The following is a 26,096-nucleotide window of genomic DNA, read 5'->3' as shown; positions in this document are numbered from 1 at the left end:
TCTTATTTATTCACCCGATTCGTCATCCCCGCTTCCCAGGGACGGGATCTGGTCGATCATGGCTGTCATATCCTGGTAGAGAAGCGGCTTGTCCTCCGCTCCCATGACAATGGAGATGTAGTAGTCTCCGTCGGCCGCCTGATCGAGAAGGACGAGACAGTTCCCGGCCTCCCCTGTGTAGCCTGTCTTACCGCCGATGACTGTGGCCCCCGTGGGTAGAGCAGCCGCCCCTCTCGCGTAGAAGCTGGTGGGCTCCCAGGTGACAGACCTGACTGCTCCGTCGGCGCCGGTGATCTGCGCCGTGTAGGAGTCAGCGCTGATGATCTCCACAAATTCATCGTACTTGACAGCTTCGTTAAAGATGAGATACATATCGTAAGCCGTGGTGTAGTGATCCTCGTCGTGGAGGCCGTTCGGCGTCACAAAATGAGTCCCGGTGGCCATCAGGCTCTGGGCCTCCTCATTGACCATCTCCATAAAATTTTCCTCTGTACCGCCCACATACTCCGCGATAGCCACCGCGCTGTCATTGCCGGAGGGGAGCATGAGCCCGTAGAGGAGGTCCCGCAGGGTGAGCTGGTCCCCGGTCTGAAGGCCGGCGATGGAAGCGTCCCAGGAAAAGCTGGAAGCCGCGCCCGCGCTGCTGACCGTGACGACATCATCCAGACTGCTGTTTTTTATAGCGACCAGGGCTGTCAGTATCTTGGTGGTGCTGGCCGGATAAAGCCTTGTAAAGAGGTCCTGCCCGTAGACCACCTCCCCGTCCGTGACATTGAAAAGCCCCGCCGCGTGGAGGGAGCTGTCCCCCTCAAAGCCCTCCAGGGACACGTCCCCGCCTGTCACACACAAGTCCTCCGCAAAGAGCTCCGCCTCATATAAACTTTTGTTGTAGTTTTCCTTCTCATAGGTCAGCACCGCGTCGTCCGCCCCGCAGCCTGTCAGTCCCAGCAGGAAGGCAGAAAGGCTCCCTGCCAGTATGAGTTTCTTACCTGTACATTTCACGCCAATCCAAATCTCCTCTGTCAATCGCAAGAACAATGATCTCAGCCGTGGCGAGATTCGTCGCCATGGGGATATTGTGCATATCGCACAAACGTATCACGTCGTTCACCTCGGGCTCGTGAGGCTTGGGACTCTGTGGGTCCCGAAGAAAGATAAGAGCGTCTATGTCGTTTTGGGCGATCTGCGCTCCTAGCTGCTGTTTCCCGCCCAGTGGTCCCGCCAGGTATTTATGGACCGAAAGGTTGGTCACCTCCTCGATGAGACGCCCGGTGGTCCCGGTGGCAAACAGATTGTGCTTGCTCAGTATCCCCCGGTAGGCGATGCAGAAATTCTGCATCAGCGTCTTTTTGGAGTCGTGTGCGATCAGACCGATATTCATACAATGCATCCTCCTCATTAAAGTGTAGTTAGTTTATCCTGATATTTCTTCGGCTGCAGTCCCACGTTGAGCACCAGTCCTATGCCAAGGTACATGCTCCCGAGAGACGTAAGGCCGTAGCTGACAAAAGGCAGCGGTATGCCTGTGTTTGGGATGATCTGGGTGGCAACCCCTATATTGATGAAGGTCTGTATCCCTATGAGGGAGCCGACCCCGCAGCATATGATCTTCCCCGTTGTATCCTGCGCCCGTATCCCTATCAGTATACATTGTATCACTATAAGCAGGAGCAATGCAATAAAAATACAGCATCCCACAAAGCCTAATTCCTCCCCCACGATGGCGAAGATAAAGTCCGTCTGGGGCTCCAGGATAAAGTTTCCGTTCTTCACCGATGTAGTGGAATTGTTGTTGAGTCCCTTTCCCGTGAGCTGCCCCGATCCGATGGCGATGACCGAGTTGTTCTGCTGGTAGGCCTCGTCGCTGGAGTACTCCTCCGGATTCAGCCATGCCAGGATACGCCTCTGCTGGTACTCGTCCAGTATCTGCTGATCCGGCTGCACCACTATGCTCAGCAGGATGATGGCCACAGGCACGGTGACAAGGAGCACCATGCCGATAAACTTGTAGGACAGGCCGCCCACATACATGAGCATGCAGAAGAGGGCCGCCGTACAGATGGTGGTGGACAGGTTCGGCTCCTCGTAGATGAGGACAAGAGGGATGAGGATGAGGATCACTGCCTTCAGGATGGTCCGTCTGCTGCTTAAGTCCTCCTCGTGCTTCATGATGAACCTGGCAAAAAAGATTATGAGGAATATCTTCGCAAGCTCCGAGGGCTGAAAATTGGTAAAGCCGAGGTTGATCCACCGTCTCGCGCCGTTCACCACCTCTCCCACGCCGGGTATCAGCACCAGGCCCAGCATCCCCACGGACAGGATGTAGAATATCCAGTAAAAATTGGCGATCCACACATAATCGATCAGGGAGGCGATGATCATAAGGACCACGGACCCTGCAAGTCCTATGAGCTGGCGGCCCTGGTAGGCCTCGTTGGCGCTGCCGATGACGAGGACTCCCAGGAAGGAAATAGCCAGCACGAGTATGACAAGGGTAAATTTATAATCTTTCAGTCGGTAAGGTTTTGTTATTTTTAAAAATTTCACTGCTCTTCTCCTGTAAGTCTGATATGTACGTGCGTCCTGCTGTAGGAGACGTCAAATTCCTCGGGTGTGATCTCAATATATTTGGAAAGAACCTGGAAGAGCTCGCGCGTGATCCTCTCGCACGCCTCCGGCTTGCATTTCATGCGGTCTGACACCACCAGGACCTTGAGCCTGTCCTTTGCGATCCGCACAGAAGAACGTCTTCCCATACTCCCGATGCCTCCTTAATTTTTATGAAAGATATGCGTCAGTCTGGACCATAGCCCGCTTCCGGCCTCCAGGTCGAGAAAGGGGACCTCCTCCCCTGTGATACGCCTGCATATATTCCGGTAGGCCTCCCCCGCTCTCGACTCCATGGATATGACGGGCTCTCCCTGGTTGGTCCCGATGACCACCTGCTCATCGTCCGGAATGGCACCTATCAGCGGCACAGAGAGGATCTCTGTCACATCGTCCACGGACATCATATCTCCTCTCTTCACCATATCCATACGGATGCGGTTGATGATGAGTTCTATCTTCCCTATCTTCTCCGCCTCCAGCAGTCCCACGATGCGGTCCGCATCCCTGATGGCCGACACCTCCGGCGTGGTCACCACCACGGCCCTGTCCGCGCCCGCTATGGCATTCTGGAATCCCTGCTCGATCCCTGCCGGGCAGTCCAGAAGGATGTAGTCGTATGTCTCCTTCAGCTCCGAGGTGAGCTTTTTCATCTGCCCCGGTGACACAGCCGTCTTGTCCTTCGTCTGGGCAGACGGGAGCAGGTACAGATTTTCATACCGCTTGTCCCGGATGAGCGCCTGCTTCAGCCTGCACTTTCCCTCTATGACATCCACAAGGTTGTACACGATAAAATTTTCCAGTCCCATGACAACATCCAGGTTCCGCAGCCCCAGATCCGTGTCGATGATGATGACCTTCTTATCCAGCATTGAAAGACCTGCCCCGATATTTGCGGTGGTGGTCGTCTTCCCCACACCGCCTTTTCCAGATGTGATCACTATAACTTCGCCCATGAATAACTTCCTCCTATCACTGGTTTCACATTTCTGCCGCCTATGCGGAGCTTTTGCGGTTCCATGGAAAGGGCAGCCACAAAGACGTCTGTCCTGCCGGCAGCGCCGGCCTGGGCGCTGCCATACAGGCCGCCGACCACCACGATGCTCCCCTTGGAAACAACGGTGGCCCCCTCCTCCACATCTCCCACGATCACGATGCTGGTCTCTGACTCCAGCACCTGATTCCTCTTCAGTGTCCCCCTGTAGAAACGGCCGTCCTGCCCGGGCATTTCGGCCTGCGTCTGTTCTACGGCGCTTCTGTATATTTTTTCGTTCTTCTCATCGTGATCCAGTATACACAGGATCTGTATCCCTGCGGAGCCGGAAATCACCTCGACCATCCTGCGCTCCTGCTCCTTTGTCAGAATACGGTTCTCAAGGCTGACCGCCATCTCGCCTCCCGCAAAGAAGCGGGCGGCCGCCCGGAATTTGTTCCCGGTCTCCTCCAGCAGCTCCTCAAAGGGCACTCTATCGTCCAGATAGACCGCCAGACCGTATTTGCTGCCCTTGATCATGACATGGTCTTTCAAAATATGCTATCATCTCCCAGCCCTGTTTGTTTAGTCTCCTGAAGTATTGACTGTGATCTCGGCAGCCTGACCTGTGATGAGCTGCGCGGAGTCTGTTATCTGATAGTAGTACTGGAATATATTGCTGCCCACCTCCGAAGCGTAGGTGGAGCTGTAGCCGTTGGCGATACGGATGGCCATGGCTATCTCCGGGTTATCGCTGGGGGCAAAGCCCACAAACAGTCCATGGTCCGCATGGGTCGTGCTCTGCTGGGCGGTACCGGTCTTTCCGGACACGCTCATCGAGCTTGCATTGATGGCTGTGAACACAGAGCTGTTCTGGACCACGCCCTCCATGCCGGCGTGGACTGCATCCCAGGTAGAGGAGGATACGCCCTCGATGGTCCTTGCCTCCCCGTTCTGGAACTCTTCCACCACCTCGCCGTCCACATTCTCCACCCGGTCCAGGAGGGTCAGCTCATAGAGCGTGCCCTTGTTGGCCACGGCCGTGATGTAGCGGGCCAGCTGGCTGGTGGTGTAGTTGTTGGTACCCTGTCCCATAGCGGAGCGGACGGAGTCCTCGTCGGAAACCTTCGGGTCCATCTCCGGTATCTCCAGGCCGCTGGTCTCGTTAAGGCCAAACAGCTCCGCGTACTTCGCAAGCCTCTCCAGACCGTACTCGCTGGAGTAGGTCCCGTCAGTCTGCATGCCAAGCTGGTACCCGATATTATTGAAGAACTCGTTACAGGAGTTGGTGATGCCGCTGACCACATTCATCGTGCCATGCCCTGCCGGGTATACCCAGCAGTGTACCTCCGGGCTGATCACATCAAAATTACCGTCACAGTACACGGTCGTACTCGTGTCGATGGCCCCCTCTGTCAGGCCCGCCACCGCCACAAGTGGCTTGTAGGTGGAACCGGGAGCCGTCGTCTCCTGTGTCGCGCTGTTGTAGAAGGGCTGAGAGGTACTGGTGTTCAGCTCATTATAGTATTCGCTGTCCATGGTGTTGGCCAGCCGGTTGTTGTCGTATCCCGGGTAGGAGACGCAGGCCAGCACATCCCCGCTGTCCGTGTCCGTGATGACCACAGAGCCTCTGCAGGGCTCCAGGCCCAGCTGTCCCGGCGTGATCTCCAGGGACTGTATCTTGCTGCGCAGGAAATCGTAAGCCCCGGTGGCACCTGACGCCAGATTGTTGTACTGGGTCTCGTCCATGGGGAGCACGCCCTGCTCGTACAGGATCATGCACAGCTCCCGCCCTGTCACAGTCCCGGCTTTTATCATATACTGGTATATGAGCTTGTCAAAATCCGTACTGCTGCTGAGCCTGTCCGTCACATAGGATATCATGGCGCTGTACACCTCCGAGGAGTCCGAGTAGTTCCCCTCCGAGGAGAGATAGGCCTGCAGCTTGGAGGCATCCACCCAGTTCTGGGAGATGGCGTAATTGAGGTAGGTGTAAATGTTGATGGTCTCCTCATTCCTCCACTGCTGATAGGTCTCGTCATCCGTGTCAATGGCATCGCTCATGATGACACCATTCTCCCCGGTCAGCACCTCGTTCACCACATGGGACAGGTAGGCCTGCCACTCCCTGGACATATCCCTGTAGGCGGAGGCGTTCCCATCCTGCATGATGGAAGTAAGCTGGGAGAGCACCTGCTCCTTGTAGGGAGCGAATTTCCCGTACACGGACTGCTCGGCAGCCCCGGCTCCCTCCGCTGAAAAGTGGCTCATATCCACGATATCATTGTCTATAAAAGCATTGTAGGCGTCGCCGCTTGCCACGATGACATCCGCCGCGTCCTCCGACTGGGTCCTGTCGTAATCAAGGATGTCCTGCATCCGGGACAGGAGGATGCCTGCCAGCTCCTGCTCCAGGATGTCGTAGGCCGCCTTCTGGAGGTTCGCGTCAATGGTCAGGTACACGTCATTCCCCGCCTTTGGCTCCGTCTCCCCGACCGTGTCGATGACCCGGCCCACGCTGTTCACGTAGAGCTTCACTTCACCCTTGTCCCCCTGGAGCGTGCTGTCCAGCACCTGCTCCAGACCGGATTTACCCACCGTGTCTGTCAGGTCGTACTGCTCCTTTTCCTCCTCGCCGAGGGCATTGTACTCCTCCTGGGATATCTGGCCCGTGTATCCGATCAGATTGGCAAAGTATTTGCTGTCTGTATACCGCCGCAGTGACTCCTCCGCGATATCCACGCCCTGGAGCTCGTTCAGGTGCTCCATGATCTCCGCCACCGTCTCGTCGCTCACATCCTCCGCCACGGTAGTGGGGATATATTTCTGGAAGCTGTTGAGGCCGATGGCGTAGCGGATATTCACCATCTTGAGGACCTGGGACCTGTCCAGCGCATCCTGGTCGATGCCGTAGCCATAGGTCTCATCGGTGCAGAGATAATCGATGATCTCGGCGGCAGACATGTTCCTCTGCTCGTCGTCCAGACTGTCGATATAGCTCTCACCGAATACATCCGCCACAAACCGGAGCCGCTGTGTCTCATCGGTCATGGAGAACTGATACTCATTGTTTGCGTCCAGCACGATACTGAAATCGCTGATGACCGAGTCCCCGTTTCCCTCCACAATCTCTATGATCCTGGTGATCTCCTCGTTGAGAGCCTCGTTCTTCTCGGCCGTGGTGTTGTACACGCCGTTGTCCTCTATGGTGACCGAGTAGGCCAGCTCATTGTAGGCCAGGAGATTCCCGTTTCTGTCGTAGATGTTTCCCCTGGTCCCCTGTATGGTCCTGGTCTTCTGTATCTGGATAGTATAATCCTCAAGATAGGACTGTCCATTCACAATCTGGAGCTGGAAAAGCCGTCCCACCAGAATGGAAAACATGACACAGAAGATGATGATGGACACAACTGCCCGTCTCTGGAACAGTTCGTAAATTCCTGATTTTATGCGTTCCCAAATACTAAACAAACCTGCTTGCACTCCTTTGTTCTTCGGCCTCTAGTTTACGGTTCACGTGTAGTATGACCTGATACAGGACGATCGTCACCAGGATGGTGTAGACCAGCTCCGGCATGATCACATGTGTCAGGTAATATCCGAAATGGAAATCCCCCCGCATCATAAACAGGCAGACATAGACGGTCAGGCCGTAGGCCAGCTCGCTCCCGGCGATCAGTCCAAGCGGGAGCTTGATATCCTCATCGAAAAAGAGTCTCTTAAAGCTGCCGTTGAGATACCCGATCACGGTTAATATCAGTGTGTAGAATCCCAGCACGCTGCCCCAGCATACATCCATCAGAAGGCCGCAGGAAAACCCTACCGCCATCCCTGTCTTCCTCCCCCTCATAAACCCGAAGGCCGAGGTCAGGACGATCATCAGGTTGGGCCTCACGGAGGCAAACTGAAGCTTGGAAAAAACGGTGGACTGCAGGAGGAAACACACGATGATAAAGCAGGCCGTGATGATCTTTCTCTTCATAGGCTACTCTCCTCCGTCCTCCGACCCGTCCGCCTCCGTCAGCTCCGCCTTTGTGGTGGTGATGACAAGCACCTCCTGCAGATTGCTGAAATCCACGGCAGGGGTGATATAGCCCGAGCGGGTCAGATTGTTTGAGTCCACATTGATCTCCGATATATATCCGATAAACAGTCCCTGGAGATAGGTGGAGCTGATATGGGAAGTCACCACCTGCTCTCCCACCTGTATCTCATTGTCGTTGTTTGGCAGATTTTCAAAACGGATCCGCCCGTCCTCCATCAATGTAAGGTCTCCCCTCACAACACACAGGTCCGAGGTGGACAGCACCATGCCGCTGATATTGCTCTCATCGTCTATGACCGCGCGGACCTGGGCATAGTTGGGCCCCACCTCCGTCACGATACCGGCCAGGCCGCTCCCGGCCAGGACGTTCATATCCTTGCGTATCCCGTCCTCACTGCCTTTATCTATGGTGAAGGAACTGAACCAGTTGGTCCCGTTGTTCGCAATCACATGGGCGCCCACCTTCTCGTAGTCGCCGTAATTCTGGTCCAGCTTGTAGAGCTCCTGGAGCCGTTCCAGCTCGTACTGCTCCTGGCTCAGCCTTGTATTGTCTATGGTGAGCTGGTCCACTCGCTCCTGGAGCTGCTCGTTCTCCTTTCTCAGGTCGCTGAGGGTTGCGAAATTATCTGTCAGGTCGCTCATCCACGTCCCCACATAGCTGATGCCCCGCTGCATGGGTACGATAGTGTAGTTCGCGATCCAGCTCAAGGGGCCGCCCCCGTCCATGAAGCGCTCCGCACCCAGGAGGATGCCGCACACGACCACCAGTATCAGGAGCACATATTTACTTGGAAGGGTATTTTGATTTTTGATCTTCATGCTATCTCATCCACCTATAATTTTCATCCAGCATGGAATATGCCAGTTTTTTCAGTTCCCTGGACTGAATGATCTGCTTCAGCCCCGTCACGGCACAGATATCCGGGTCAATGGCTGTCCGCACCCGGATGCCTGTCATCTCCTCCATATAGACCTCCAGGCCCGGCAGATTGGCCAGGCCGCCGGTGAGAAAGATACCGTTCTTGTAGATGGCCTTGCGCACCTCCGGCGGGGTCCTGTCAAGGAGTGACTCGATGCCCCGGACACACTCCTCGAGGGGCTCCTTCACAGCGGCCCGCACCAGGCTGATAGATATCTCCCGCTGCTGCGGCACCCCGGTGATAAGATCCCGGCCCGCCACAGTCATGGAGGCTGTATTGTCATCGCTGAAGACGCCAAACCTCTTGCGGAGCATCTCCGCCGTGACCCTGCCGATCAGGAAGTCATGATTATAGCGGACAAGCTGGGCCACCGCGTGGTCCAGGGTAATGCCTCCCACCTTGAGGAGACGGTTCAGCACGATGCCTCCCCCTGCCAGCACGGACAGCTCCGTGGTCTCTCCTCCCAGGTTGACGATGAAGAGTCCCTTTGTATTCTGCACATCCAGGTTCAGCCCCACCGCGTCGGCAATCCCCCTCTCCACGATGTTGACCTCGCGCGCTCTGGCAGTGGAGTGGATCACCAGGTCAAAAAAGGCTTTTTTCTCCACCTCCGTCACGTCTGTGGGGACAGCGATCACATACTCCGCTCCTCTGGCGAAGCCCCTGTCCTTCTTGAGAAGCCCCTGCAGCAGATACTGCATGTGGTCAAACCTGGAGATGACCCCGTGCTTCATGGGAAACACCACCTGGATGTTGGCCGGTGCCTTCTCGTACATCTCAAAAGCCTCGTCGCCCACGGCAAACACCTCTTTTTTGTTCGCTATGGCAATGACATCCTTCTCCTTCCAGATGGTATCCTTCTTTTTATCATATACTTTGATCTCATAGGAGCCGAGATCAAGCCCGTATATATTTCGTGCCATTTGACCTTATCCTTTCGTGTATAGCAGCCCCTCTTCCCGGAAACTGATATAACAATTATTCCCAATAATGATATGATCTAACAATTCTATCCCGATCAATTCTCCCGCCTGCCGGATGCGCTCCGTAGTGGCGACATCCGCCCTGCTGGGCGCCGGGTCTCCGCTGGGGTGGTTGTGCAGGAGGATGATGGACACTGCCTCTGTCCGGAGCGCCTCCACAAAAATTTCTCTTGGGTTGACCAGGGAGGCGTTGACCGTGCCCTTGTAGACATCCCTCTCCCCCAGCAGCGCGGATTTTGTGTTCAGCATCAGGAGCTTCATATGCTCCTGGCCGAGATGACGCATGTCCTCCATATAATACCTGGCCACTGACGCGGGGGATGAGAAATTCAGCCCCCTGCCTGCCGTCTCCTTGGCCAGTCTCCTGGACAGCTCCACAAGACAGATGAGCTGGATGGATTTCACCCGGCCCACTCCTCTTATCTTCTGAAATCTTTCCCGCGTAAATCCGTGCAGTGCGTCGAGGCTGCCGCCTCCTGCCGCCAGGATGCGGCGGCACAGTTCCAGGACATTCTCTCCCTTTGTGCCGGTCCTAAGAAGGACTGCCAGCAGCTCCGCGTCGCTTAGGTTTTTCTCTCCCAGGCGCTCACATTTTTCATAGGGGCGCTCAGACTCCAGGAGACTTTTCATTGTATTCGTACTTTTCTGAGTCATCTTTTGCAGACACCTATAACACTCCCAAAGAGCCCATGTTACAGGAAGCGATAGATTATGATCGCCAGAACCATTCCGATAATACTGGCTATCGTGATCCTGACAGACAGACCGAAGGTAAGGACAAGTATGCCCAGATCCAGGACAACCGGTTCGTCCAGTCCGAAGGTCTGCCCGTAATTCAGCCAGCTCAAAGCCCCTGTATCCTGTGCCAGCATGCCGATAAAACCTCCTAGGACGATCCCTGCCAGAATAAGCAGAAATAAGGCCCAGGAATTTTTACTGCCTGCTCCTCTCATATGTACTCCACCTCACATCATTCTTAAGTTTTCTTTCAAAAACTCAATATATTCTACCATATTTCAAAAAAAGTGTATAGCCTCATTCCATTAAAAATTTCTTAATCATTCGCCTCTTTGTCGAAGGGCCGGTATTTTCTGGCGACTGCCTCAGCCACCTTCACGCCGTCCATAGCGGCCGACATAATGCCACCCGCATAGCCAGCTCCCTCCCCGCAGGGATAGAGTCCCGCAACCCGGCTCTCCAGCGTCTCATCCCGAAGGATGCGCACCGGGGAGGAGGTGCGGCTCTCCACGCCGGAGAGGACCGCGTCCTCCCGGTCGTAGCCGGGAAGTTTTTTCCCGAACTCCCGTATGCCTCTTGCTATGGCGTCGCCTATCTCCTCCGGAAAAATGCCCCGCACATCTCCGAAGCAGTACTCCCCCTTGATCTGGGGCTGTACCTCTCCTGTGTGGTCTGACACCTTTCCCCTGCAGAAATCCCCGTAGAGCTGGACGGGCACTTTCCCCTGTCCGGCCTGCCAGGCTCTCTCCTCCAGTCTCCTCTGGAACTCCACGCCCGCCAGGGGGCCATCCCCGCCGAAATCCTCGGGTGTCACAGTGACAATGACGGCGCTGTTTGCGTTCTGTCCGGCGCGGTCGTGGTAGCTCATGCCGTTCACAGCCAGCCTTCTCTCCTCGGAGGACGCGTTCACCACATAGCCTCCGGGACACATGCAGAAGGTGTAGACCCCACGCCCATCCGGCAGCTGGCATGTCAGCTTGTAGGCAGCGGCAGGCAGGCCCTCCGGCCGCTCTGCCCCCTCTCTCATCCCATACTGATCCCTGTCGATCATGGCCTGGGGATGCTCCGCCCGTACGCCCACCGCAAAGGCTTTTGCCTCCATGGGGACACCCGCTTCCCGCAGCATGGCAAAGGTGTCCCGGGCGCTGTGCCCCACAGCCAGGATGAGGGCCTGGGTCATCTCACTCTTCGTCTCCCCGGACAGAGTATCCCTGAGCCCCAGGGACAGGATCCCCTCCTTCCCCGGGACCGGCTCAAGGGACACCAGCTGGGTGTGGAAACAGACCTGTCCGCCCAGCCTGATGATATCCTCCCGCATCCGGCTCACCACCCGCACCAGAAGGTCGGTCCCGATATGGGGCCTGGCGTCCCAGACGATCTCCTCCGGGGCACCGTGGTCCCGCAGGATCTCCAGCACCTTCCTGTTTCTCCCGTATTTATCCTTTACGAGGGTGTTCAGCTTCCCGTCGGAGAAGGTGCCGGCTCCCCCCTCTCCAAACTGGACATTGGAGCGCGTGTCCAGAACGCCGGTCTCCCAGAATTTCTCCACGTCCCTGATCCGCTGCCGCGCCTCCATCCCTCTTTCCACCACAAGGGGACGGTAGCCGTGGAGGGCCAGCATGTAGGCGGCAAAAATGCCCGCAGGGCCAAAGCCGGCCACCACCGGGCGGCAGCGCAGCTCCTCCTCTCCCGGCTCCGGAAAGCGGTAGGACCTCTCACCTGCCTGCTGGATGTTCCTGTCCCGGTTCCGCCTCAGGAGAGTCTTTTCGCCCTTTACGGCAACATCCACCGTGTACACATAGAAAAGCTCCGGCTTTCGCCGGGCGTCCAGGGACCTTCTCACGATCCTGTAGGAGAACTCCTGGCCGGGCGAAAGCCGCAGCATTTTCCTTATCTTTTCCCCAAGCTCTGCCCGGGTATGCGCTGTGCGCAGTTTCATCTGTTGGATCCGTATCATGGCCGTCTCCCGTCCCTTCTCTTATCCTCTCTTTTTTCTGCCGCCTCCGCGGCACTGCTTCCCGAAAGCCAGCCTGTGGCCCAGGCCCACTGCAGGTTGTAGCCGCCGCACATGCCGTCAACGTCCAGCAGCTCTCCGGCAAGGAAGAGCCCCGGAGTCAGGCGGGACTCCATCGTCTCCCCGCAGACCTCCTCCAGCGGGACGCCGCCGGCGCACACCTGTGCCTGATCAAAGGAGTTGGTGTCTGTGATGTCCATCCGCAGGCTCTTGCATACGCCTGCAAGCCTGGACAGGGCATCCCCGTCCACATCCCTCATCTTCTCCTTCCAGCGGATGCGGCTCCCGCTCAGCAGCACAGGGGCCAGCTTCCTGTGGAACAGCCCGTGGAGGAACTCCTCCGCCGTGTTGTCCGCAAAGACGGGCCAGCGCTCCTCCAGGAGCCGGCGGACCTCCTCCCGGCTCATGTCCGGCAGGAAATCAAGCCGGGCGTACACTTGCTTTTTCCGGTCCAGGGCTCTGGCTGCAAAGCGGCTCACCTGGAAGACCGGTATGCCTGAGAGGCCGTAGTCCGTAAACTGCACCTCCCCCGTGTCGGAGGCGGCCTCCTCCCCCTCCACATAGAGACTGACCCGGGCCTCCACACGGACGCCTGAAAGCTTTCCTGTAAAGCCGGCATCCGACCGGAGCTGCACCAGAGCCGGGAGGGGGCGGACCAGGGTATGTCCCAGCTTTTTTGCCAGTGCATAGCCGCTGCCATCGCTCCCCAGGGCCGGCGCCGCCTTTCCGCCAGTAGCCAGGATGAGCGCGTCACCCGCGCAGGAGGCGCGCGTCCCGTCTGCCCCGACAAGGCCGAGCCGGAAGCCCTCCGCCCCCGCCTCGGCCCTCTCCACGGTCACTCCGGTGCGGACCTCCACTCCCAGCCGTTTCAGCTCCATGGCCAGGGCCTCCCGCACCGCGGCGGCCTGGTCGCAGACCGGGTAGACCAGGGTGCCCCTGGCCTTTGTCATCAGTCCCAGCTCCGCAAAAAAGCGCAGCGTATCCTCCGGGCCGAAGGCCGCGAGGACCTGCTCGATGGTCCCCCGGTCCCCGCCCCGGAAATACACTGCCTCCATGTCCATATTCGTGAGATTGCACCGGCCGTTCCCCGTGGAGAGTATCTTCTTTCCGGGCATCTCCTTTTTCTCCAGTATCGTCACCCGGGCGCCCCGCCTGGCCGCCGCTATGGCGGCAGTCATGCCGGACGCCCCGCCTCCGGCGATCAGTATCCTCATAGCCTCACCAGCCCCTTCCGCACCAGGTATTCCAGTGACATCAGGATGCCCAGCTTTGCGTGGGGCCAGGTGAGGCCTCCCTGAAAGTAGACAGCGTAGGGCGGCTTGATGGGAGCGTCCGCGGAAAGTTCGATGGAGGACCCCTGTACAAAGGCTCCCGCTGCCATGATCACATCGCTGTCGTATCCCGGCATGGCCCAGGGCTCCGGTGTCACATAGGAGTCCACCGGTGCCGCCGCCTGGATCCCCTGGCAGAAGGCGATGACCCCCTCCGGCGTACCCAGCTCCACGGCCTGGATGATGTCGTGGCGGCTCTCCCTCCCGTCAGGCACCACTCTGAAGCCGCATGCCTCATAGATATTGGCCGCCAGGATGGCCCCCTTCAGGGCGCTGGCCACCACGGTGGGCGCAAGGAAAAGGCCCTGGTAGAAGGACTGCATGACGCCGAGAGAAGCGCCCACCTCCCGGCCAAGGCCGGGAGATGTAAGGCGGCAGGCACAGTTCTCGATGAGCTCCTCTCTGCCCGCAATGTACCCGCCGATGGGCGCCAGTCCGCCGCCCGGATTCTTGATGAGGGAGCCCACCACCATGTCGGCCCCCACATCGCTGGGCTCCGTCAGCTCCACGAACTCTCCGTAGCAGTTGTCCACCATACAGATGAGGTCCGGACGCAGCTTCTTCACAAAGGCGATCAGCTCACCTATCTGTGCCACAGAAAAGCTGGGCCGGGTCTGATACCCCTTGGACCGCTGGATAGTGACCATCCTTGTCCTCTCGTTGATAGCCTTCTCGATATTTTCATAGTCAAAGGTGCCGTCCTCCAGCAGGTCCACCTGCCGGTAGGTCACACCGTACTCGGCCAGGGATCCCCGTGAGGGGCGGATGCCGATGACCTCCTCCAGTGTATCGTAGGGCTTTCCCGCAGGCGAGAGGAGCTCGTCCCCGGGCCGCAGATTGGCAGCCAGCGCCACGGAGAGGGCGTGGGTCCCGCATGCGATCTGGGGACGCACCAGGGCGCTCTGGGTATGGAACACGCCGGCGTACACCTTTTCCAGCGTCTCCCTTCCCAGGTCGTCGTAGCCGTAGCCGCTCGTGTAGTGGAAGCAGCCCTCACTGACCCGGTTCTCCTGCATGGCCCGGATCACCTTCATCTGATTGTACTCCGCCGTCCTGTCAATAGACGCAAACCGCTCCGCCAGCTTCTCCTCCATCTGTCTGCCAAACCTGTATACTGTTTCGGATATTCCCATCTGCTCATACATCCGGGTCATCTGTTCATCCTGCATTGTCTTACTCCTTTTTCACCTTTCTACCTGTGCTCGCCTCTTGTCATAGCCGCCATGATGCGGGTCTTCATCCGGGCACACTGGGCATCGAACTCCGGGTTGATGGACGGGATCTCCCTCATCACGTCCGCCGCCTCCCGGTATTTATACATATCATATAAAAGGCCTGCCCTGTTCAGGTTGAACATGGCCTTCTCCCCCTTTGTCTTCGCAAGGGGCTCCAGAGCCATCAGCTCCTTATATGTCTTCTCCGAATTTTTGCTGTACGAATAGAGCTCCATGAGAGGATTCATCCTCTTTAAAAATCTGGAGCCTCCGAATAGTCCTTTAAACATATCCCTTCTACTCCCTCCGTTATATAGGAAAGCATTGCCTCCACTATCTTTTTCTCATCGTAGTCATACGAGGGCTTGTCGATCCAGATCACCTCTTTCTCCCTCTTAAACCAGGTGATCTGGCGCTTGGCAAAATGCCTCGTGTCCCTTTTGATCCTGTAGACAGCCTCCTCCAGGCTGCATCTGCCCTCCAGGTGATCCAGTATCTCCTTGTAGCCCAGTCCCTGCATGGATACCATGCCGGAGCGCAGCCCCATCTCCTTCAGGCGGCGGACCTCCTCCACAAGGCCCTCCTCCATCATCTGGTCCACTCTTCTGTCGATGCGCCCGTACAGCCTGCTCCGCTCATCGTTCAGTACGAAGTACCGGAAATCATAAGGGGAGCTGCGCTGTCTCTCCCGCTCATTGTGCTCCGAAATCTTCCCGCCTGTCTGGTGATAGAATTCCAGAGCCCGGATCACCCGCTTCACATTGTTCGGGTGGATGGCCTTTGCAGACTCCTCGTCCACCTCTGCCAGACGGGCGTGGAGTGCGGCCGGCCCCTTCTCCCTGGCAAAGGCCTCCAGCTCCCCGCGCAGGACATTGTCCTCCCCTCCCTCTGTAAAATCAATATCGTAGAGGAGCGCCTGGATATAAAACCCTGTTCCGCCCACCACGATGGGAATATGGCCGTTTGCCCGTATCTTCTCCACCGCCTCCCTGGCCATGGACTGAAAGCGGACCACGTTGAACTCCTGGTCCGGCTCCAGCACATCCACCAGATAGTGGGGCACTCCCCCCATCTCCTCGGGGCGTATCTTGGCGGAGCCGATATCCATATGGCGGTACACCTGCATAGAATCAGCGGATATGATCTCGCCTCCAATCCTCTTTGCCAGGGTGATGGATGCTTTTGTCTTGCCCACAGCAGTGGGGCCTGTCAACACGATAAGTGGCTCTTTCATCACACGATCCTCTTGAATTTCTTTTCCAGCTCGCGCCTGCTCATGGCGATGATGGTCGGCCTTCCGTGAGGACAGTGGTAGGGGTTCTCGAGCCGGAGCAGCTCACCGATGAGAGCCTCCACCTCCCTGGCGGAAAGCCTCATATTTCCCTTCACCGCCGCCTTGCAGGACATGGACGCGATCTTCTCGTCAATGATATCAGGTGCCAGTCCAGTATAAAGCTCATCCGATAAGCTGTCAATCATCTCCATGAGAAGATCCCTCTTCGCAATGCCAAAAAGATTGTCCGGCACAGCCCGCACTGCATAGGAGTCCTGCCCGAACTCCTCTATCTCAAACCCCACCCTTGTAAACTGGTCCATGTATGTATTGAGGAGCTGGGCCTCCTGCATGGTCAGGCTCAGGATGATGGGGGGACTGATGACCTGGGAGGTAAAATCCCTCGTCTTCATCCCCGCCAGCGTCTTTTCATACAGGACTCTCTCGTGGGCGGCATGCTGGTCGATGATGTAGAGATTGTCCCCGAACTCCACCAGCCAGTAGGTCTCAAACACCTGTCCTATGATCCGATACCTGGAGGCAGCCTGAGGACTCAGAAGCTTCTCCTCGAAAAGGTTGAGCTGTTTTGGAGTGTACTCTGTTTTTCCTTCATGCTCTCCCGGAATTTCCGGAGTACACTCTGTTTTTTCGGTCTCCACCCGGTAGCCTGCAGCCTCCCTGATCCGGTCGCGGGCCTCCTCCGGTCTGTGTATCTGCCCCTGCTCCCGCACCTCCGCGGCAGCAGCCTGCTGGTGATAGGAGAGAACTCGCTCTCTCATCTTCTTCATAAAATAGTCCAGGTCCTTTTGCGGCTCCCGGCCCGTCCGGGCCTGCGCTGCCTGCCCCGCATTTTCAGGCTCACTTCCAAAGAGCGTACTCTGTTTTTCTCTCTTTGGCTCATCCGTGCTGCCGTATGCGCTCTGTTTTTTATAGAGCATGCTCTGTTTTTGCACATTCTCTGCCGTGTTCTGAGCGATCGTCTTTTCTGTCGCCGGCACCCCTCCCCCGTTTTCCGGGACCTGCCTCTCCGGGATGGCCTCCGGCGGCTCTGGCACGGCCACCTGCGGAATCAGCTCCTCGTGGTGGAGCGACCGTGACACAGCCTCGCAGACGCTGCCGTATATCTCCTGCTGGTTCTGGAAGCGCACCTCCATCTTGGTGGGATGCACATTTACATCCACGATCTCCGTGTCCACCTGGATGTGGAGCACAGTGAAGGGATACTTGTGCTGCATCTGGAAGTCCTTGTAGGCATCCTCAATGGCCTTCGAGATAATGCTGCTCTTCACATATCTTCCATTGATAAAGTAGTTTTCAAAGTTCCTGTTCCCCCTGGAGACAAGCGGTTCCCCGATACAGCCGGTTATTCGGATGCCCCGCCCCTCAAGATCCACCTCCAGCAGATGGGAGGCGATCTCTCTCCCGTACACGTGATAGATCACATCCCGCAGGCTGCCGTTTCCGGAGGTGTGCAGCCTGGACTGGCCGTTGTTGCGGAACTGGAAGGAAATCTCCGGGTGGGACAGGGACAGCCTGGTGACCAGATCCCCCACATGGCTTGCCTCCGTCATGGGGGTCTTTAAGAATTTCCGCCTGGCGGGGGTATTGTAGAAGAGCTGCCGCACAAGGAAGGTGGTGCCGTCCGGCGCTCCCGTCTCCTCCGGGTGTCCCCCTTTGCCTCCCTCGATCCTGTAGGAGGCCCCGAAGGTGCTGCCCTTTGTCTTGGTGATCAGTTCCACCTGTGCCACGGCCGCAATACTGGAGAGAGCCTCTCCCCTGAAGCCAAGGGAGGAGATGTGGGACAGGTCCTCCGCCGAGCGTATCTTGCTCGTGGAGTGGCGCAGGAAGGCCGCCGGAATGTCCTCCATCTCAATGCCGCAGCCGTTGTCCGTTACCCGGATAAAGGAAATCCCCCCGTCCCGTATCTCCACCGTGATGGAGGTGGCTCCCGCGTCGATGGCGTTCTCCAGAAGCTCCTTCACAATGGAGGCCGGCCGCTCGATCACCTCGCCGGCTGCTATCTTGTCTATGGTTACCTGGTCTAAAACCTGTATTCTGCTCATATTACCACCTGTTTTTCAATTTATTCTGAAGCTGGTACAGCGTGTTCAGGGCGTCGATGGGCGTGAGATGGCTGACGTCCAGATTCTTGATCTCCTCCAGTACATCGTCGTCCCTGACCGTGTCGAAAAGGGACATCTGTGCCATATCCACCTCGTCGTACTTCTTTGTCTTTTTCTTTGTTTCTTTGCCCCCTGACGCGATATCCTTGACCCTTGTGGTGATGTCCGCGTAGGACAGCTCCTCCGCGATCTCCTTGGCCCGCTCGATGACAGGGTCCGGTACACCGGCCAGCTTGGCCACCTGGATGCCGTAACTCCTGTCCGCGCCGCCCTTCACGATCTTGCGCAGGAACACAATGTCGTCTCCTTTTTCCTTCACCGCGATGCAGTAGTTGTGGACGTTGTCTATCTTGCCCTCCAGCTCTGTCAGCTCGTGATAGTGGGTGGCAAATAGGGTCTTCGCTCCCAGCAGCCGGGTGTTGCTGATGTGCTCCACCACCGCCCAGGCGATACTCAGGCCGTCGAAGGTGCTGGTGCCCCGGCCGATCTCATCCAGGATGAGAAGGCTGTGCCGGGTGGCGTTCCGCAGGATGTTGGCCACCTCCGTCATCTCCACCATAAAGGTGCTCTGGCCGGAGGCCAGGTCATCTGAAGCTCCCACTCTCGTGAAGATCCTGTCCACGATGCCGATATCCGCGCTGGCTGCGGGCACAAAGGAACCCACCTGGGCCATCAGCACGATGAGGGCAGTCTGGCGCATGTAGGTGGATTTACCCGCCATGTTGGGCCCGGTGATGATGGAAATCCGGTCCTTCCTGTCATCCAGATATGTATCGTTGGCAATGAACATATCGTTGGGTATCATCTGCTCCACCACCGGATGCCGGCCGTCCTTGATGTTGATGACGCCCTTCTCGTTTATCTTTGGCCGGACGTACCGGTTCCTCTCCGCCACCACAGCCAGGGAGGCCAGCATATCCAGCTGTGCCACCGCCTTTGCCGTGTTCTGGATGCGCACCACTTCTTGTCCTATAGTGTCCCTGACTTCGCAGTACAGCTCATACTCCAGGGCGTACAGCTTGTCCTCCGCCCCAAGGATCGTGTCTTCCAGCTCCTTGAGGCGTGGTGTGATATAGCGCTCCGCGTTGGCCAGCGTCTGCTTTCTTGTATAGTAATCCGGCACCAGGTCCTTAAAGGAGTTGGTCACCTCCAGGTAGTAGCCGAACACTTTGTTGTACTTGATCCGCAGGTTCTTGATGCCTGTCTTCTCCCGCTCTTCTTCCTCCAGCTTTGCCAGCCAGTCCTTCCCCTCGGTCTTGGCATTGCGCAGGCGGTCCACCTCCTCGCTGTAGCCCTCCCGGATGATGCCGCCCTCCTTCATGGCAAGGGGCGGGTCCTCGCAGATGGCCCTCCCTATCAGGCCGCAGATGTCCTCCAGGGCGTCCATCTCCCCCAGGATCTCCCTCAGGAGAGGTGACCTCATCTCTTCCAGGATGCACCGGATGTGGGGCAGCATGGACAGGGAGCTGTGGAAGGCGGTCAGGTCCCTCGGGTTGGCTGACTTGTAGGTGATCTTGCTCAGGAGCCGCTCCAGGTCATAGACCGGGGTCAGGTACTCCCGCATCTCCTCCCGGCAGATAGCATTATCCAGAAGCTCCTCCACCGCGTCCAGCCGCATCTCGATCTGCCTCTTGTCTATGAGGGGCTGCTCCAGCTGCTTTCGCAGCATCCTGGCACCCATGGCGGTCTTTGTCTTGTCCAGCACCCACAGGAGGGAGCCCCTCTTCTGCTTCTCCCGCAGCGTCTCGCTGAGTTCCAGGTTCCTCCTTGTGGAGCTGTCCAGTACCATATATTTTCCTGTCACATACCGGGTCAGATGGGAGAGCTGGACCAGGTCCGTCTTCTGGGTCTCCTTCAAATAGACAAGGAGGGCTCCGGCACCGATGACACCGCAGTCAAAATCTCCGATGCCAAGTCCCTCCATGGAGCTCACCTTAAAGTGTTCCTTCAGGGTCCGGCGGCAGATGGCATCGTCAAAATACCAGGAGTCCAGGGCATAGATGGTGATGCCCAGCCGCCCCTTCAGGTCATCCAGGTCCATGCCGCTCATATAGAACGCCTCATTGCATATCAGCTCCGAGGGCATCAGGTGGGTGATCTCGTCAAAGAGCTGGCCGCTGTCACCGATTTCTGTCACAAAATACTCTCCCGTAGTCACATCCGCCACAGAGACTCCGTAGCTGTCCCCGATGTAGGCCACGCACATGATGTAATTATTTTTCGTCTCGTCAAGGGCCTGCGGATCCACTGTGGTCCCCGGGGTGACGATGCGCACCACCTCCCTCTTGACCAGCCCCTTTGCCGTGGCCGGGTCCTCCATCTGCTCACAGATGGCCACCTTGTATCCTTTCGCCACCAGGCGGCTCAGATAGCTGTCCACCGCGTGGTAAGGCACGCCGCACATGGGCGCCCTCTCCTCCAGTCCGCAGTTCTTCCCTGTCAGAGTGATCTCCAGCTCCCGGGACGCGGTGATGGCGTCGTCGAAAAACATCTCGTAAAAATCTCCCAATCTATAAAACAGGATGCAGTCGCTGTATTGCTCCTTGGTCTCCACGTACTGCTGCATCATTGGGGTTAATTCAGCCATGTAAGTTCTCCTTTGCTGTTCTTGTCTTTTGTCTGGATGCCCGCAGGCATACATAGTTAAGTATAGCATATTTTCCTGTCAAATTAAATCAGGAAAAAATGCGGTTTTTTCTCTCCAAAAAATTTCCAGAGGATATTTCCTCCCAGATAGATCCCCAGGCCAGCCAGCGCGCCAAAGAGGAGCATAAAGGGTACGCATATCTGTCCGAAGAGCTGCAGGGGCATCCCCGTGTAGTCCCACACATGCCAGTCCATCCACTTGTTCACGATGATCCCGGTGATGAATTCACAGGAGGTGATAAAGACCATGCACCGAAGGAGCTGCACCCACAGAGGGTCCCTCCACTCCCTGACGCTCCCCTGCCACGCGCAGAAGCACATGCATATGCCGCCCAATACAAACATGCTCCAGTGGGAGAAGCCCCTGAACACCACCTCAAAGCTGAAATACAGGCAGCCTCCCACAAGCCACAGCAGCAGATATTCACAGATTTTCTTTCCGTATCCTCTCATAAAAAACGCCCTCACTGTATAGTCTCCTATATAGTGTGAGCGTTTCTCCATCAAAATATAAATAGTCATAGCTGGCATTTTACACCATATGCCCAAGATAATAAAATCCTCTGCACTCGTCAAGGCGCACCTGCACAAGCTTTCCGGTGAGCGCCTCCTCCCCCGGAAAATGGACAAGCAGATTGTTGCTCATCCGGCCGGTCATGAGGGACGGATCGTGGTCGTTTACAGACTCCACCAGCACCTCCTGGACAGTGCCCTGGTGAACGGCGCACACCTCGGAAGCAATCTCCTGTACCTCTTTCAGGAGCCTGTCAAACCGGTCCTTCACCACATCCTGGGGAACCTGCTCCTCCATGGCCGCCGCGGGCGTCCCTGTCCTCTTTGAGTAGATAAAAGTAAAGGCGCTGTCATACCTCACTTTCCGCACCACATCCAGCGTCTCCTGGAAATCCTCCTCCGTCTCTCCCGGAAATCCCACAATAATATCCGTTGTAAGAGAGATGTCCGGCACAGCGGCCCGTATCTTCTCCACAAGCGCCAGATACTGCTCCTTTGTGTACCGCCGGTTCATTTTCTGCAGGATGCGGCTGCTCCCGGACTGCACCGGGAGATGGAGATGACGGCATATCTTCCCGGACCTGCCCATCACCTCAATGAGCTCGTCGGAGAGGTCCTTCGGGTGGGAGGTCATAAAGCGTATCCTCTCGATGCCCTCCACCTTCTCCACCTCCTCAAGGAGCCGGGCAAAGGTCATGGGGTGCTCCAGCGTCTTTCCGTAGGAGTTCACGTTCTGTCCAAGGAGCATGACCTCCACCACGCCGTCCGCCGCCAGGCGCTCCACCTCCCGGATGATAGCCTTCGGGTCCCGGCTCCGCTCCCGTCCCCGGACATAGGGGACGATGCAGTAGCTGCAGAAATTATTGCAGCCGAACATGATGTTGACCCCGGACTTGAAGGGATATTTCCTGGCCACAGGCAGGTCCTCCACGATCTTGTCCGTGTCTTTCCATATGTCGATGACCATCCGGTCCGACTCCATCCGCGCCGCGATCAGCTCGGCGAATTTGTAGATATTGTGGGTGCCGAATATGATGTCCACAAAGTGGTAGCTTTTCTTCAGCTTCTCCACAACCTGGGGCTCCTGCATCATGCAGCCGCACAGGGCGATCATCATGTGGGGGTTGGACTTTTTCGCATGTCCAAGCTGTCCCAGCCTGCCGTACACTCTCTGGTTGGCGTTCTCACGCACGGTACAGGTGTTGTAGATGACGAAATCCGCCTTCTCCTCGTCCGGCTCCTCCACATAGCCCACCTTCTTCAAAATCCCCTCCAGCTTCTCCGAGTCCCTGGCGTTCATCTGACAGCCGAAGGTAGTAACATGGAAGGTGAGAGGCCGGCCTGCTCTGGCTGACGCCTCCTCTATATAGCCTCTGGCCTTCTCTATAAAATAGTACTGCCGCTCCGGCTCATGAGCAGGCGGTCCATCTACATTTTCGCTGAATGCTCTGTTCCACTTTTCATTCTCTGCCATTAAACCTATCACCTCATACATATTCAAAAGACTATTTACTCAAATCTCATTTCGCCGTTGAAGATTATAGCATGCAGTATGGCCGGAGGCAACAGGAAATCTTATATCACACTTATATAAACTGATTTCTGGCTCTGTCGTATTCGTAATCAATCCCTTCCAGGATCTTGGTGATCTCCGCTTTGTCCACCTGCATGTCATCGCAGAGGTCATCCAGATCTCTGTAAAAATCTCTCAGCTTTGTGTTCACCACGCCCAACATCAGCACCGGGTCTCCCGGAAGTTTTCTCATCATCTGTCCTGCATCTCCTTTTTCGCTGTTGTAATGACCCGTCTGTCGGTGACGATCACCCGGGCCCGCCTGTCGTGTGGCTCATGGGGGATTTCTTCCAGCACCTGGAAATCGAAGGCCAGGGCCATGGTCCGAAGCCCCGGGTGGGCCTCCATGTACCTGTCGTAGTAGCCTTTCCCATAGCCGATCCTGTACCCCTTCAGGTCAAAGGCACTGCCCGGAAGGATCATCAGCCCCTCCCGGCCATCCGCCGTTTCACACCTCTCCGGGTCAGGCTCCCTCACGCCGAAGTTCCCGGGAGCTGTCTCCTCCAGAGAACGGATGTAGAAAAAGCCCATCTCTTCCCCGCGGGTCCTGGGGACAGCCACCGACTTTCCCAGCTCCCAGGCCCTCTCCATAATGGCCGCCGTCCCGGCCTCCCCCCGGAAATCCACATAGCAGTAGATGTGTTCCGCCTCCTGGAACCAGGGGTGGGACACGGTGTTCTGAAAGACAGCCTCTGTTCTCTCCAGCCACTCCTGCCGTCCCAGCCTCTCACGCAGGCCCAGGAGCTGTCTTCTAATTTCCTTTTTTCTGTCCATACTTTTTCCCCAGGTCGGTAATGGAACCGTCCTTCTCCTGTATGGAAATATTGTTGAGCTGTCCCCGGAGGTTCTCCCTCACGGACGCGATATACTCCTGCCGCAGGAGCTGCTGCTCCTTTTTCTCCTCGTCCGTAAGCCCCTCCGCCCTGGACTTGTGGTAGAGCTCATTGATCCTTTTTATCTTCTTTTCATCCATATCTTCTTCCTCTGTATATTCTGTATTATTTTAAGCCTGGCCGCTCCTAGCTGGTATAGTTTTCAAGAAAACTGTACAGGAGCTCCGTGCTCTCAATATATTTTCCGTTTTTTATCTCATTTTGCAAAGTGGCGGGGAGGGATGAGACCTCGATGCTTGTGTACTCATAGGCAGTCCTTTTATCGCTCAGGAATACCACCACATAGCCGTTGACCTCCATCAGATAGTAAGCGTCCTCCTTGAACGCATCCCCCTCCGTGGTCACAGCCTGGCCGCTCTGCTCCGTCTCCGTTTCCTCCTCATCCCGGACGGAGAGGGCCACCTCCTCCCGGGCCCGCTCCACTGCCCGCTCATATGTGAAATGGTAGGCTGCGGCCAGCGCGATAAAAGCCGCCAGGGCGGCAGTGAAAAAACCGATACTCAACCTTTTCTTCATAAGGACAACTCCTTTTTTAGTAAAGTATCGGCACTTTTTCACGATTTATACAATACTTAGCGATATCTGCCCCTGATCAGATGCAGCTTCCTGCAGATGCTGACGAGGGTGGCTCCTCTGGGAGCAGCCAGCAGCTCCTCCTCCGTGACACCGCCGAGCCCCACCAGGCTTACCCCGTACACAGCAACCGCCGCGATCACCGCAAGCACGGTGGCCGGCATCTCGCCGATGAACAGCACCCCGAGAAGGTGTACAAGGAGAGCGACGATACTCATGATCACCGCCGCGATCGCGGGGATCACAAAGGCCTGCCTCTGCTCCTGCACGTACCCGCAGGTCTCCCGCAGGTCATGGGCATTCAGGATGCAGATGGATGCCGCAAATATGATCTTGCTGACAGGGATAGAGTAGATCCCCCACTTAAAGACGACAAGCATGATAAACAGGGCCGCCACGTGGATCACCAGGGAAACAGCCGCATTCTTCACAGGCTTTCCCATCTCGTCCAGTCCCTGCAGGGCCGCGTTTGTCACAGTGGACAGGCAGAAAAACACCACGGAGATGCCTCCGATCCGCAGCATGAGAGCCGGGATAGCGTTGTCCTGGGTAAAGTACAGAAGGTCCAGGAGCGGCCCCGCCAGAGCGATAAACCCGGCTGCGCAGGGTATGGCTATCAGCATATTGAACCGTGACACCATATTGATCTTGTTGTGTATCTGTCTGCGGTTTCCGGTCTGGATGGTGGCAACCAGACTGGGGATAAAGGACGAGGCCAGGGCGCTGGACACGCTCAGCGGGATGTTGGTCATAGTGTCATACTGTCCGTTCAGCATGCCCAGGAGGGAGGAGTACTCCCTCTCCGCCATCCCCTGGGCGGACATGATATTGGAGAACATGGTCTGGTCCACAATGTTGCTGATGTTGTAGACCGTGGCACTCAGGATCACAGGCGCGATCGTGAAGAGCAGGACCTTGTACACCTGCCCTCTGCTCTCCAGCCTCCTTGTGCGGTCTCTCCTCATCTGCTTTTTCAGCCTTGTCTTGTAGGCGGCAAACACGAACAGCAGGAACAGGAGCGCTGTCAATGCGCCGATGACTGTCCCCAGCGTTCCGCCGGCAGCGGCAAAGGCCGCTCCGTACATCTCCTTCTCCTCGCCGCTCGCCATGGCCCGCCCGGTCTGCATGAGAAGGTAGGCGCCCACAACACTGACAATGGCATTGATGAGCTGCTCCATCACCTGGGAGACAGCCGTGGGTATCATCGTCCCGTAGCCCTGGAAAAATCCCCGCAGGACTCCAAGGAACGCAACGATCAGGATACAGGGCGCCAGCACCCGGAGAGCATAGACGCTCATCCCCATCTTCAGTATATCCGTGGAGATAAATCCGGCACCAAAAAACACGATGGCAGTCACCACTCCACCGGCCACCAGCGCAAACACCATAGCCCCCTGGAAGACACGGTAGGCATTTTTGTACTGCCCCGTAGATACCCTGGCTGACACCAGCTTGGATACCGCCATGGGAAGGCTGTAGGAGGTGAGCATCAGAGCCAGGCTGTACACCTGGAAGACAACACCGTAGTAGCCGTTCCCCTCGCTGCCCATGATATTGGTCAGGGGGATGCGGTAGGCGAGCCCCACCACCTTTGTGATCATGGCAGCGGCGGCCAGTATCGTTCCCTGAGCCAAAAAATTGGTTCCCTTTTTCTTAGACATAATATTGCTCCATATC

The 26,096-nt window shown here is 56.9% G+C and carries 26 protein-coding genes; all 26 read right to left on the bottom strand.

Annotated features, from left to right (window positions below; translation table 11 throughout):
* Nucleotides 1–6: 6 nt before the first annotated feature.
* The gene (locus tag B5E62_RS07015; protein ID WP_087173915.1) at nucleotides 7–1,002 is read right to left on the bottom strand and encodes a D-alanyl-D-alanine carboxypeptidase family protein; all 996 of its coding nucleotides are present in this window, start codon (nucleotides 1,000–1,002) and stop codon (nucleotides 7–9) included.
* Entirely contained in the window at nucleotides 986–1,381 is a 396-nt protein-coding gene (locus B5E62_RS07010; RefSeq protein ID WP_033124905.1) for a methylglyoxal synthase, read from the bottom strand. Before B5E62_RS07010 ends, B5E62_RS07015 begins: the two co-directional genes overlap by 17 nt.
* 17 nt (nucleotides 1,382–1,398) lie before the next feature.
* Nucleotides 1,399–2,547: an FtsW/RodA/SpoVE family cell cycle protein gene (locus tag B5E62_RS07005; protein WP_087173914.1), complete on the bottom strand. Its 1,149-nt coding sequence runs from the start codon at nucleotides 2,545–2,547 to the stop codon at nucleotides 1,399–1,401.
* The gene (minE, locus tag B5E62_RS07000; RefSeq protein WP_087173913.1) at nucleotides 2,544–2,756 is read right to left on the bottom strand and encodes a cell division topological specificity factor MinE; all 213 of its coding nucleotides are present in this window, start codon (nucleotides 2,754–2,756) and stop codon (nucleotides 2,544–2,546) included. Before minE ends, B5E62_RS07005 begins: the two co-directional genes overlap by 4 nt.
* A 15-nt stretch (nucleotides 2,757–2,771) precedes the next feature.
* Nucleotides 2,772–3,563 carry a septum site-determining protein MinD gene (gene minD / locus B5E62_RS06995; protein WP_087173912.1) on the bottom strand — a complete coding sequence of 264 codons (792 nt, stop codon included), beginning with the start codon at nucleotides 3,561–3,563 and terminating at the stop codon, nucleotides 2,772–2,774.
* Complete coding sequence (locus B5E62_RS06990) at nucleotides 3,548–4,135, bottom strand: septum site-determining protein MinC (protein WP_087173911.1); 588 nt, start codon at nucleotides 4,133–4,135, stop codon at nucleotides 3,548–3,550. The genes minD and B5E62_RS06990 overlap by 16 nt, the downstream gene beginning before the upstream one ends.
* A 30-nt stretch (nucleotides 4,136–4,165) precedes the next feature.
* Nucleotides 4,166–7,051, bottom strand: coding sequence for a penicillin-binding transpeptidase domain-containing protein (locus tag B5E62_RS06985; protein WP_206414306.1), 2,886 nt, complete (start codon nucleotides 7,049–7,051; stop codon nucleotides 4,166–4,168).
* Nucleotides 7,044–7,562: a rod shape-determining protein MreD gene (gene mreD, locus B5E62_RS06980; RefSeq protein WP_087173910.1), complete on the bottom strand. Its 519-nt coding sequence runs from the start codon at nucleotides 7,560–7,562 to the stop codon at nucleotides 7,044–7,046. Before mreD ends, B5E62_RS06985 begins: the two co-directional genes overlap by 8 nt.
* A 3-nt stretch (nucleotides 7,563–7,565) precedes the next feature.
* Nucleotides 7,566–8,444 carry a rod shape-determining protein MreC gene (gene mreC / locus B5E62_RS06975; RefSeq protein WP_087173909.1) on the bottom strand — a complete coding sequence of 293 codons (879 nt, stop codon included), beginning with the start codon at nucleotides 8,442–8,444 and terminating at the stop codon, nucleotides 7,566–7,568.
* 1 nt (nucleotide 8,445) lies between these two features.
* Nucleotides 8,446–9,468 (bottom strand): rod shape-determining protein, encoded by a 1,023-nt coding sequence (locus tag B5E62_RS06970; RefSeq protein ID WP_087173908.1) that lies wholly within the window; start codon nucleotides 9,466–9,468, stop codon nucleotides 8,446–8,448.
* 6 nt (nucleotides 9,469–9,474) lie between these two features.
* Nucleotides 9,475–10,182, bottom strand: a complete 708-nt coding sequence (gene radC / locus B5E62_RS06965) for a RadC family protein (RefSeq protein ID WP_087173907.1) — start codon at nucleotides 10,180–10,182, stop codon at nucleotides 9,475–9,477.
* A 38-nt stretch (nucleotides 10,183–10,220) separates the two neighbouring features.
* Nucleotides 10,221–10,481, bottom strand: coding sequence for a DUF4321 domain-containing protein (locus B5E62_RS06960; protein WP_087173906.1), 261 nt, complete (start codon nucleotides 10,479–10,481; stop codon nucleotides 10,221–10,223).
* Nucleotides 10,482–10,582: 101 nt separating this feature from the next.
* Nucleotides 10,583–12,223 (bottom strand): NAD(P)/FAD-dependent oxidoreductase, encoded by a 1,641-nt coding sequence (locus tag B5E62_RS06955; RefSeq protein ID WP_087173905.1) that lies wholly within the window; start codon nucleotides 12,221–12,223, stop codon nucleotides 10,583–10,585.
* Nucleotides 12,220–13,494: an aminoacetone oxidase family FAD-binding enzyme gene (locus B5E62_RS06950; protein ID WP_087173904.1), complete on the bottom strand. Its 1,275-nt coding sequence runs from the start codon at nucleotides 13,492–13,494 to the stop codon at nucleotides 12,220–12,222. Before B5E62_RS06950 ends, B5E62_RS06955 begins: the two co-directional genes overlap by 4 nt.
* Complete coding sequence (locus B5E62_RS06945) at nucleotides 13,491–14,780, bottom strand: methionine gamma-lyase family protein (RefSeq protein ID WP_087173903.1); 1,290 nt, start codon at nucleotides 14,778–14,780, stop codon at nucleotides 13,491–13,493. Before B5E62_RS06945 ends, B5E62_RS06950 begins: the two co-directional genes overlap by 4 nt.
* Nucleotides 14,781–14,803: 23 nt before the next feature.
* The gene (locus tag B5E62_RS06940; RefSeq protein ID WP_087173902.1) at nucleotides 14,804–15,115 is read right to left on the bottom strand and encodes a hypothetical protein; all 312 of its coding nucleotides are present in this window, start codon (nucleotides 15,113–15,115) and stop codon (nucleotides 14,804–14,806) included.
* Complete coding sequence (gene miaA, locus B5E62_RS06935) at nucleotides 15,079–16,059, bottom strand: tRNA (adenosine(37)-N6)-dimethylallyltransferase MiaA (protein WP_087173901.1); 981 nt, start codon at nucleotides 16,057–16,059, stop codon at nucleotides 15,079–15,081. The genes B5E62_RS06940 and miaA overlap by 37 nt, the downstream gene beginning before the upstream one ends.
* Nucleotides 16,059–18,161, bottom strand: coding sequence for a DNA mismatch repair endonuclease MutL (gene mutL, locus B5E62_RS06930; protein WP_087173900.1), 2,103 nt, complete (start codon nucleotides 18,159–18,161; stop codon nucleotides 16,059–16,061). The genes miaA and mutL overlap by 1 nt, the downstream gene beginning before the upstream one ends.
* A gap of 1 nt (nucleotide 18,162) precedes the next feature.
* A complete protein-coding gene (gene mutS / locus B5E62_RS06925) occupies nucleotides 18,163–20,808 on the bottom strand; it encodes a DNA mismatch repair protein MutS (RefSeq protein WP_242957766.1) in 2,646 nt (881 codons plus the stop codon).
* Nucleotides 20,809–20,891: 83 nt separating this feature from the next.
* Nucleotides 20,892–21,320: a putative ABC transporter permease gene (locus B5E62_RS06920; protein WP_087174016.1), complete on the bottom strand. Its 429-nt coding sequence runs from the start codon at nucleotides 21,318–21,320 to the stop codon at nucleotides 20,892–20,894.
* 79 nt (nucleotides 21,321–21,399) lie between these two features.
* The gene (miaB, locus tag B5E62_RS06915) at nucleotides 21,400–22,854 is read right to left on the bottom strand and encodes a tRNA (N6-isopentenyl adenosine(37)-C2)-methylthiotransferase MiaB (RefSeq protein ID WP_087173898.1); all 1,455 of its coding nucleotides are present in this window, start codon (nucleotides 22,852–22,854) and stop codon (nucleotides 21,400–21,402) included.
* A gap of 112 nt (nucleotides 22,855–22,966) precedes the next feature.
* Entirely contained in the window at nucleotides 22,967–23,149 is a 183-nt protein-coding gene (locus B5E62_RS06910) for a DUF4250 domain-containing protein (RefSeq protein ID WP_087173897.1), read from the bottom strand.
* A complete protein-coding gene (locus B5E62_RS06905) occupies nucleotides 23,146–23,727 on the bottom strand; it encodes a 5-formyltetrahydrofolate cyclo-ligase (protein WP_087173896.1) in 582 nt (193 codons plus the stop codon). Before B5E62_RS06905 ends, B5E62_RS06910 begins: the two co-directional genes overlap by 4 nt.
* On the bottom strand, nucleotides 23,705–23,926 hold the full coding sequence (locus tag B5E62_RS06900) for a DUF896 domain-containing protein (RefSeq protein ID WP_087173895.1): 222 nt from the start codon (nucleotides 23,924–23,926) through the stop codon (nucleotides 23,705–23,707). The genes B5E62_RS06905 and B5E62_RS06900 overlap by 23 nt, the downstream gene beginning before the upstream one ends.
* 46 nt (nucleotides 23,927–23,972) lie before the next feature.
* Nucleotides 23,973–24,362, bottom strand: a complete 390-nt coding sequence (locus B5E62_RS06895) for a hypothetical protein (RefSeq protein ID WP_087173894.1) — start codon at nucleotides 24,360–24,362, stop codon at nucleotides 23,973–23,975.
* Nucleotides 24,363–24,418: 56 nt separating this feature from the next.
* Nucleotides 24,419–26,080, bottom strand: coding sequence for a putative polysaccharide biosynthesis protein (locus B5E62_RS06890; RefSeq protein WP_087173893.1), 1,662 nt, complete (start codon nucleotides 26,078–26,080; stop codon nucleotides 24,419–24,421).
* Nucleotides 26,081–26,096: the final 16 nt, after the last annotated feature.

The sequence above is a fragment of the Lachnoclostridium sp. An118 genome (assembly GCF_002160985.1).
In the GTDB taxonomy this organism is placed as follows: domain Bacteria; phylum Bacillota; class Clostridia; order Lachnospirales; family Lachnospiraceae; genus Claveliimonas; species Claveliimonas stercoravium.
This window is presented reverse-complemented; position numbering and strand designations above follow the sequence as displayed.

Coding starts and splice junctions, on each gene's coding strand:
- B5E62_RS07010 (WP_033124905.1), bottom strand. CDS start 1,381: ATGAATATCGGTCTGATCGCACACGACTCCAAAAAGACGCTGATGCAG.
- minE (WP_087173913.1), bottom strand. CDS start 2,756: ATGGGAAGACGTTCTTCTGTGCGGATCGCAAAGGACAGGCTCAAGGTC.
- minD (WP_087173912.1), bottom strand. CDS start 3,563: ATGGGCGAAGTTATAGTGATCACATCTGGAAAAGGCGGTGTGGGGAAG.
- mreD (WP_087173910.1), bottom strand. CDS start 7,562: ATGAAGAGAAAGATCATCACGGCCTGCTTTATCATCGTGTGTTTCCTC.
- mreC (WP_087173909.1), bottom strand. CDS start 8,444: ATGAAGATCAAAAATCAAAATACCCTTCCAAGTAAATATGTGCTCCTG.
- B5E62_RS06970 (WP_087173908.1), bottom strand. CDS start 9,468: ATGGCACGAAATATATACGGGCTTGATCTCGGCTCCTATGAGATCAAA.
- radC (WP_087173907.1), bottom strand. CDS start 10,182: ATGACTCAGAAAAGTACGAATACAATGAAAAGTCTCCTGGAGTCTGAG.
- B5E62_RS06960 (WP_087173906.1), bottom strand. CDS start 10,481: ATGAGAGGAGCAGGCAGTAAAAATTCCTGGGCCTTATTTCTGCTTATT.
- B5E62_RS06955 (WP_087173905.1), bottom strand. CDS start 12,223: ATGATACGGATCCAACAGATGAAACTGCGCACAGCGCATACCCGGGCA.
- B5E62_RS06950 (WP_087173904.1), bottom strand. CDS start 13,494: ATGAGGATACTGATCGCCGGAGGCGGGGCGTCCGGCATGACTGCCGCC.
- B5E62_RS06945 (WP_087173903.1), bottom strand. CDS start 14,780: ATGCAGGATGAACAGATGACCCGGATGTATGAGCAGATGGGAATATCC.
- B5E62_RS06940 (WP_087173902.1), bottom strand. CDS start 15,115: ATGTTTAAAGGACTATTCGGAGGCTCCAGATTTTTAAAGAGGATGAAT.
- miaA (WP_087173901.1), bottom strand. CDS start 16,059: ATGAAAGAGCCACTTATCGTGTTGACAGGCCCCACTGCTGTGGGCAAG.
- mutL (WP_087173900.1), bottom strand. CDS start 18,161: ATGAGCAGAATACAGGTTTTAGACCAGGTAACCATAGACAAGATAGCA.
- mutS (WP_242957766.1), bottom strand. CDS start 20,808: ATGGCTGAATTAACCCCAATGATGCAGCAGTACGTGGAGACCAAGGAG.
- B5E62_RS06920 (WP_087174016.1), bottom strand. CDS start 21,320: ATGAGAGGATACGGAAAGAAAATCTGTGAATATCTGCTGCTGTGGCTT.
- miaB (WP_087173898.1), bottom strand. CDS start 22,854: ATGGCAGAGAATGAAAAGTGGAACAGAGCATTCAGCGAAAATGTAGAT.
- B5E62_RS06910 (WP_087173897.1), bottom strand. CDS start 23,149: ATGATGAGAAAACTTCCGGGAGACCCGGTGCTGATGTTGGGCGTGGTG.
- B5E62_RS06905 (WP_087173896.1), bottom strand. CDS start 23,727: ATGGACAGAAAAAAGGAAATTAGAAGACAGCTCCTGGGCCTGCGTGAG.
- B5E62_RS06900 (WP_087173895.1), bottom strand. CDS start 23,926: ATGGATGAAAAGAAGATAAAAAGGATCAATGAGCTCTACCACAAGTCC.
- B5E62_RS06895 (WP_087173894.1), bottom strand. CDS start 24,362: ATGAAGAAAAGGTTGAGTATCGGTTTTTTCACTGCCGCCCTGGCGGCT.
- B5E62_RS06890 (WP_087173893.1), bottom strand. CDS start 26,080: ATGTCTAAGAAAAAGGGAACCAATTTTTTGGCTCAGGGAACGATACTG.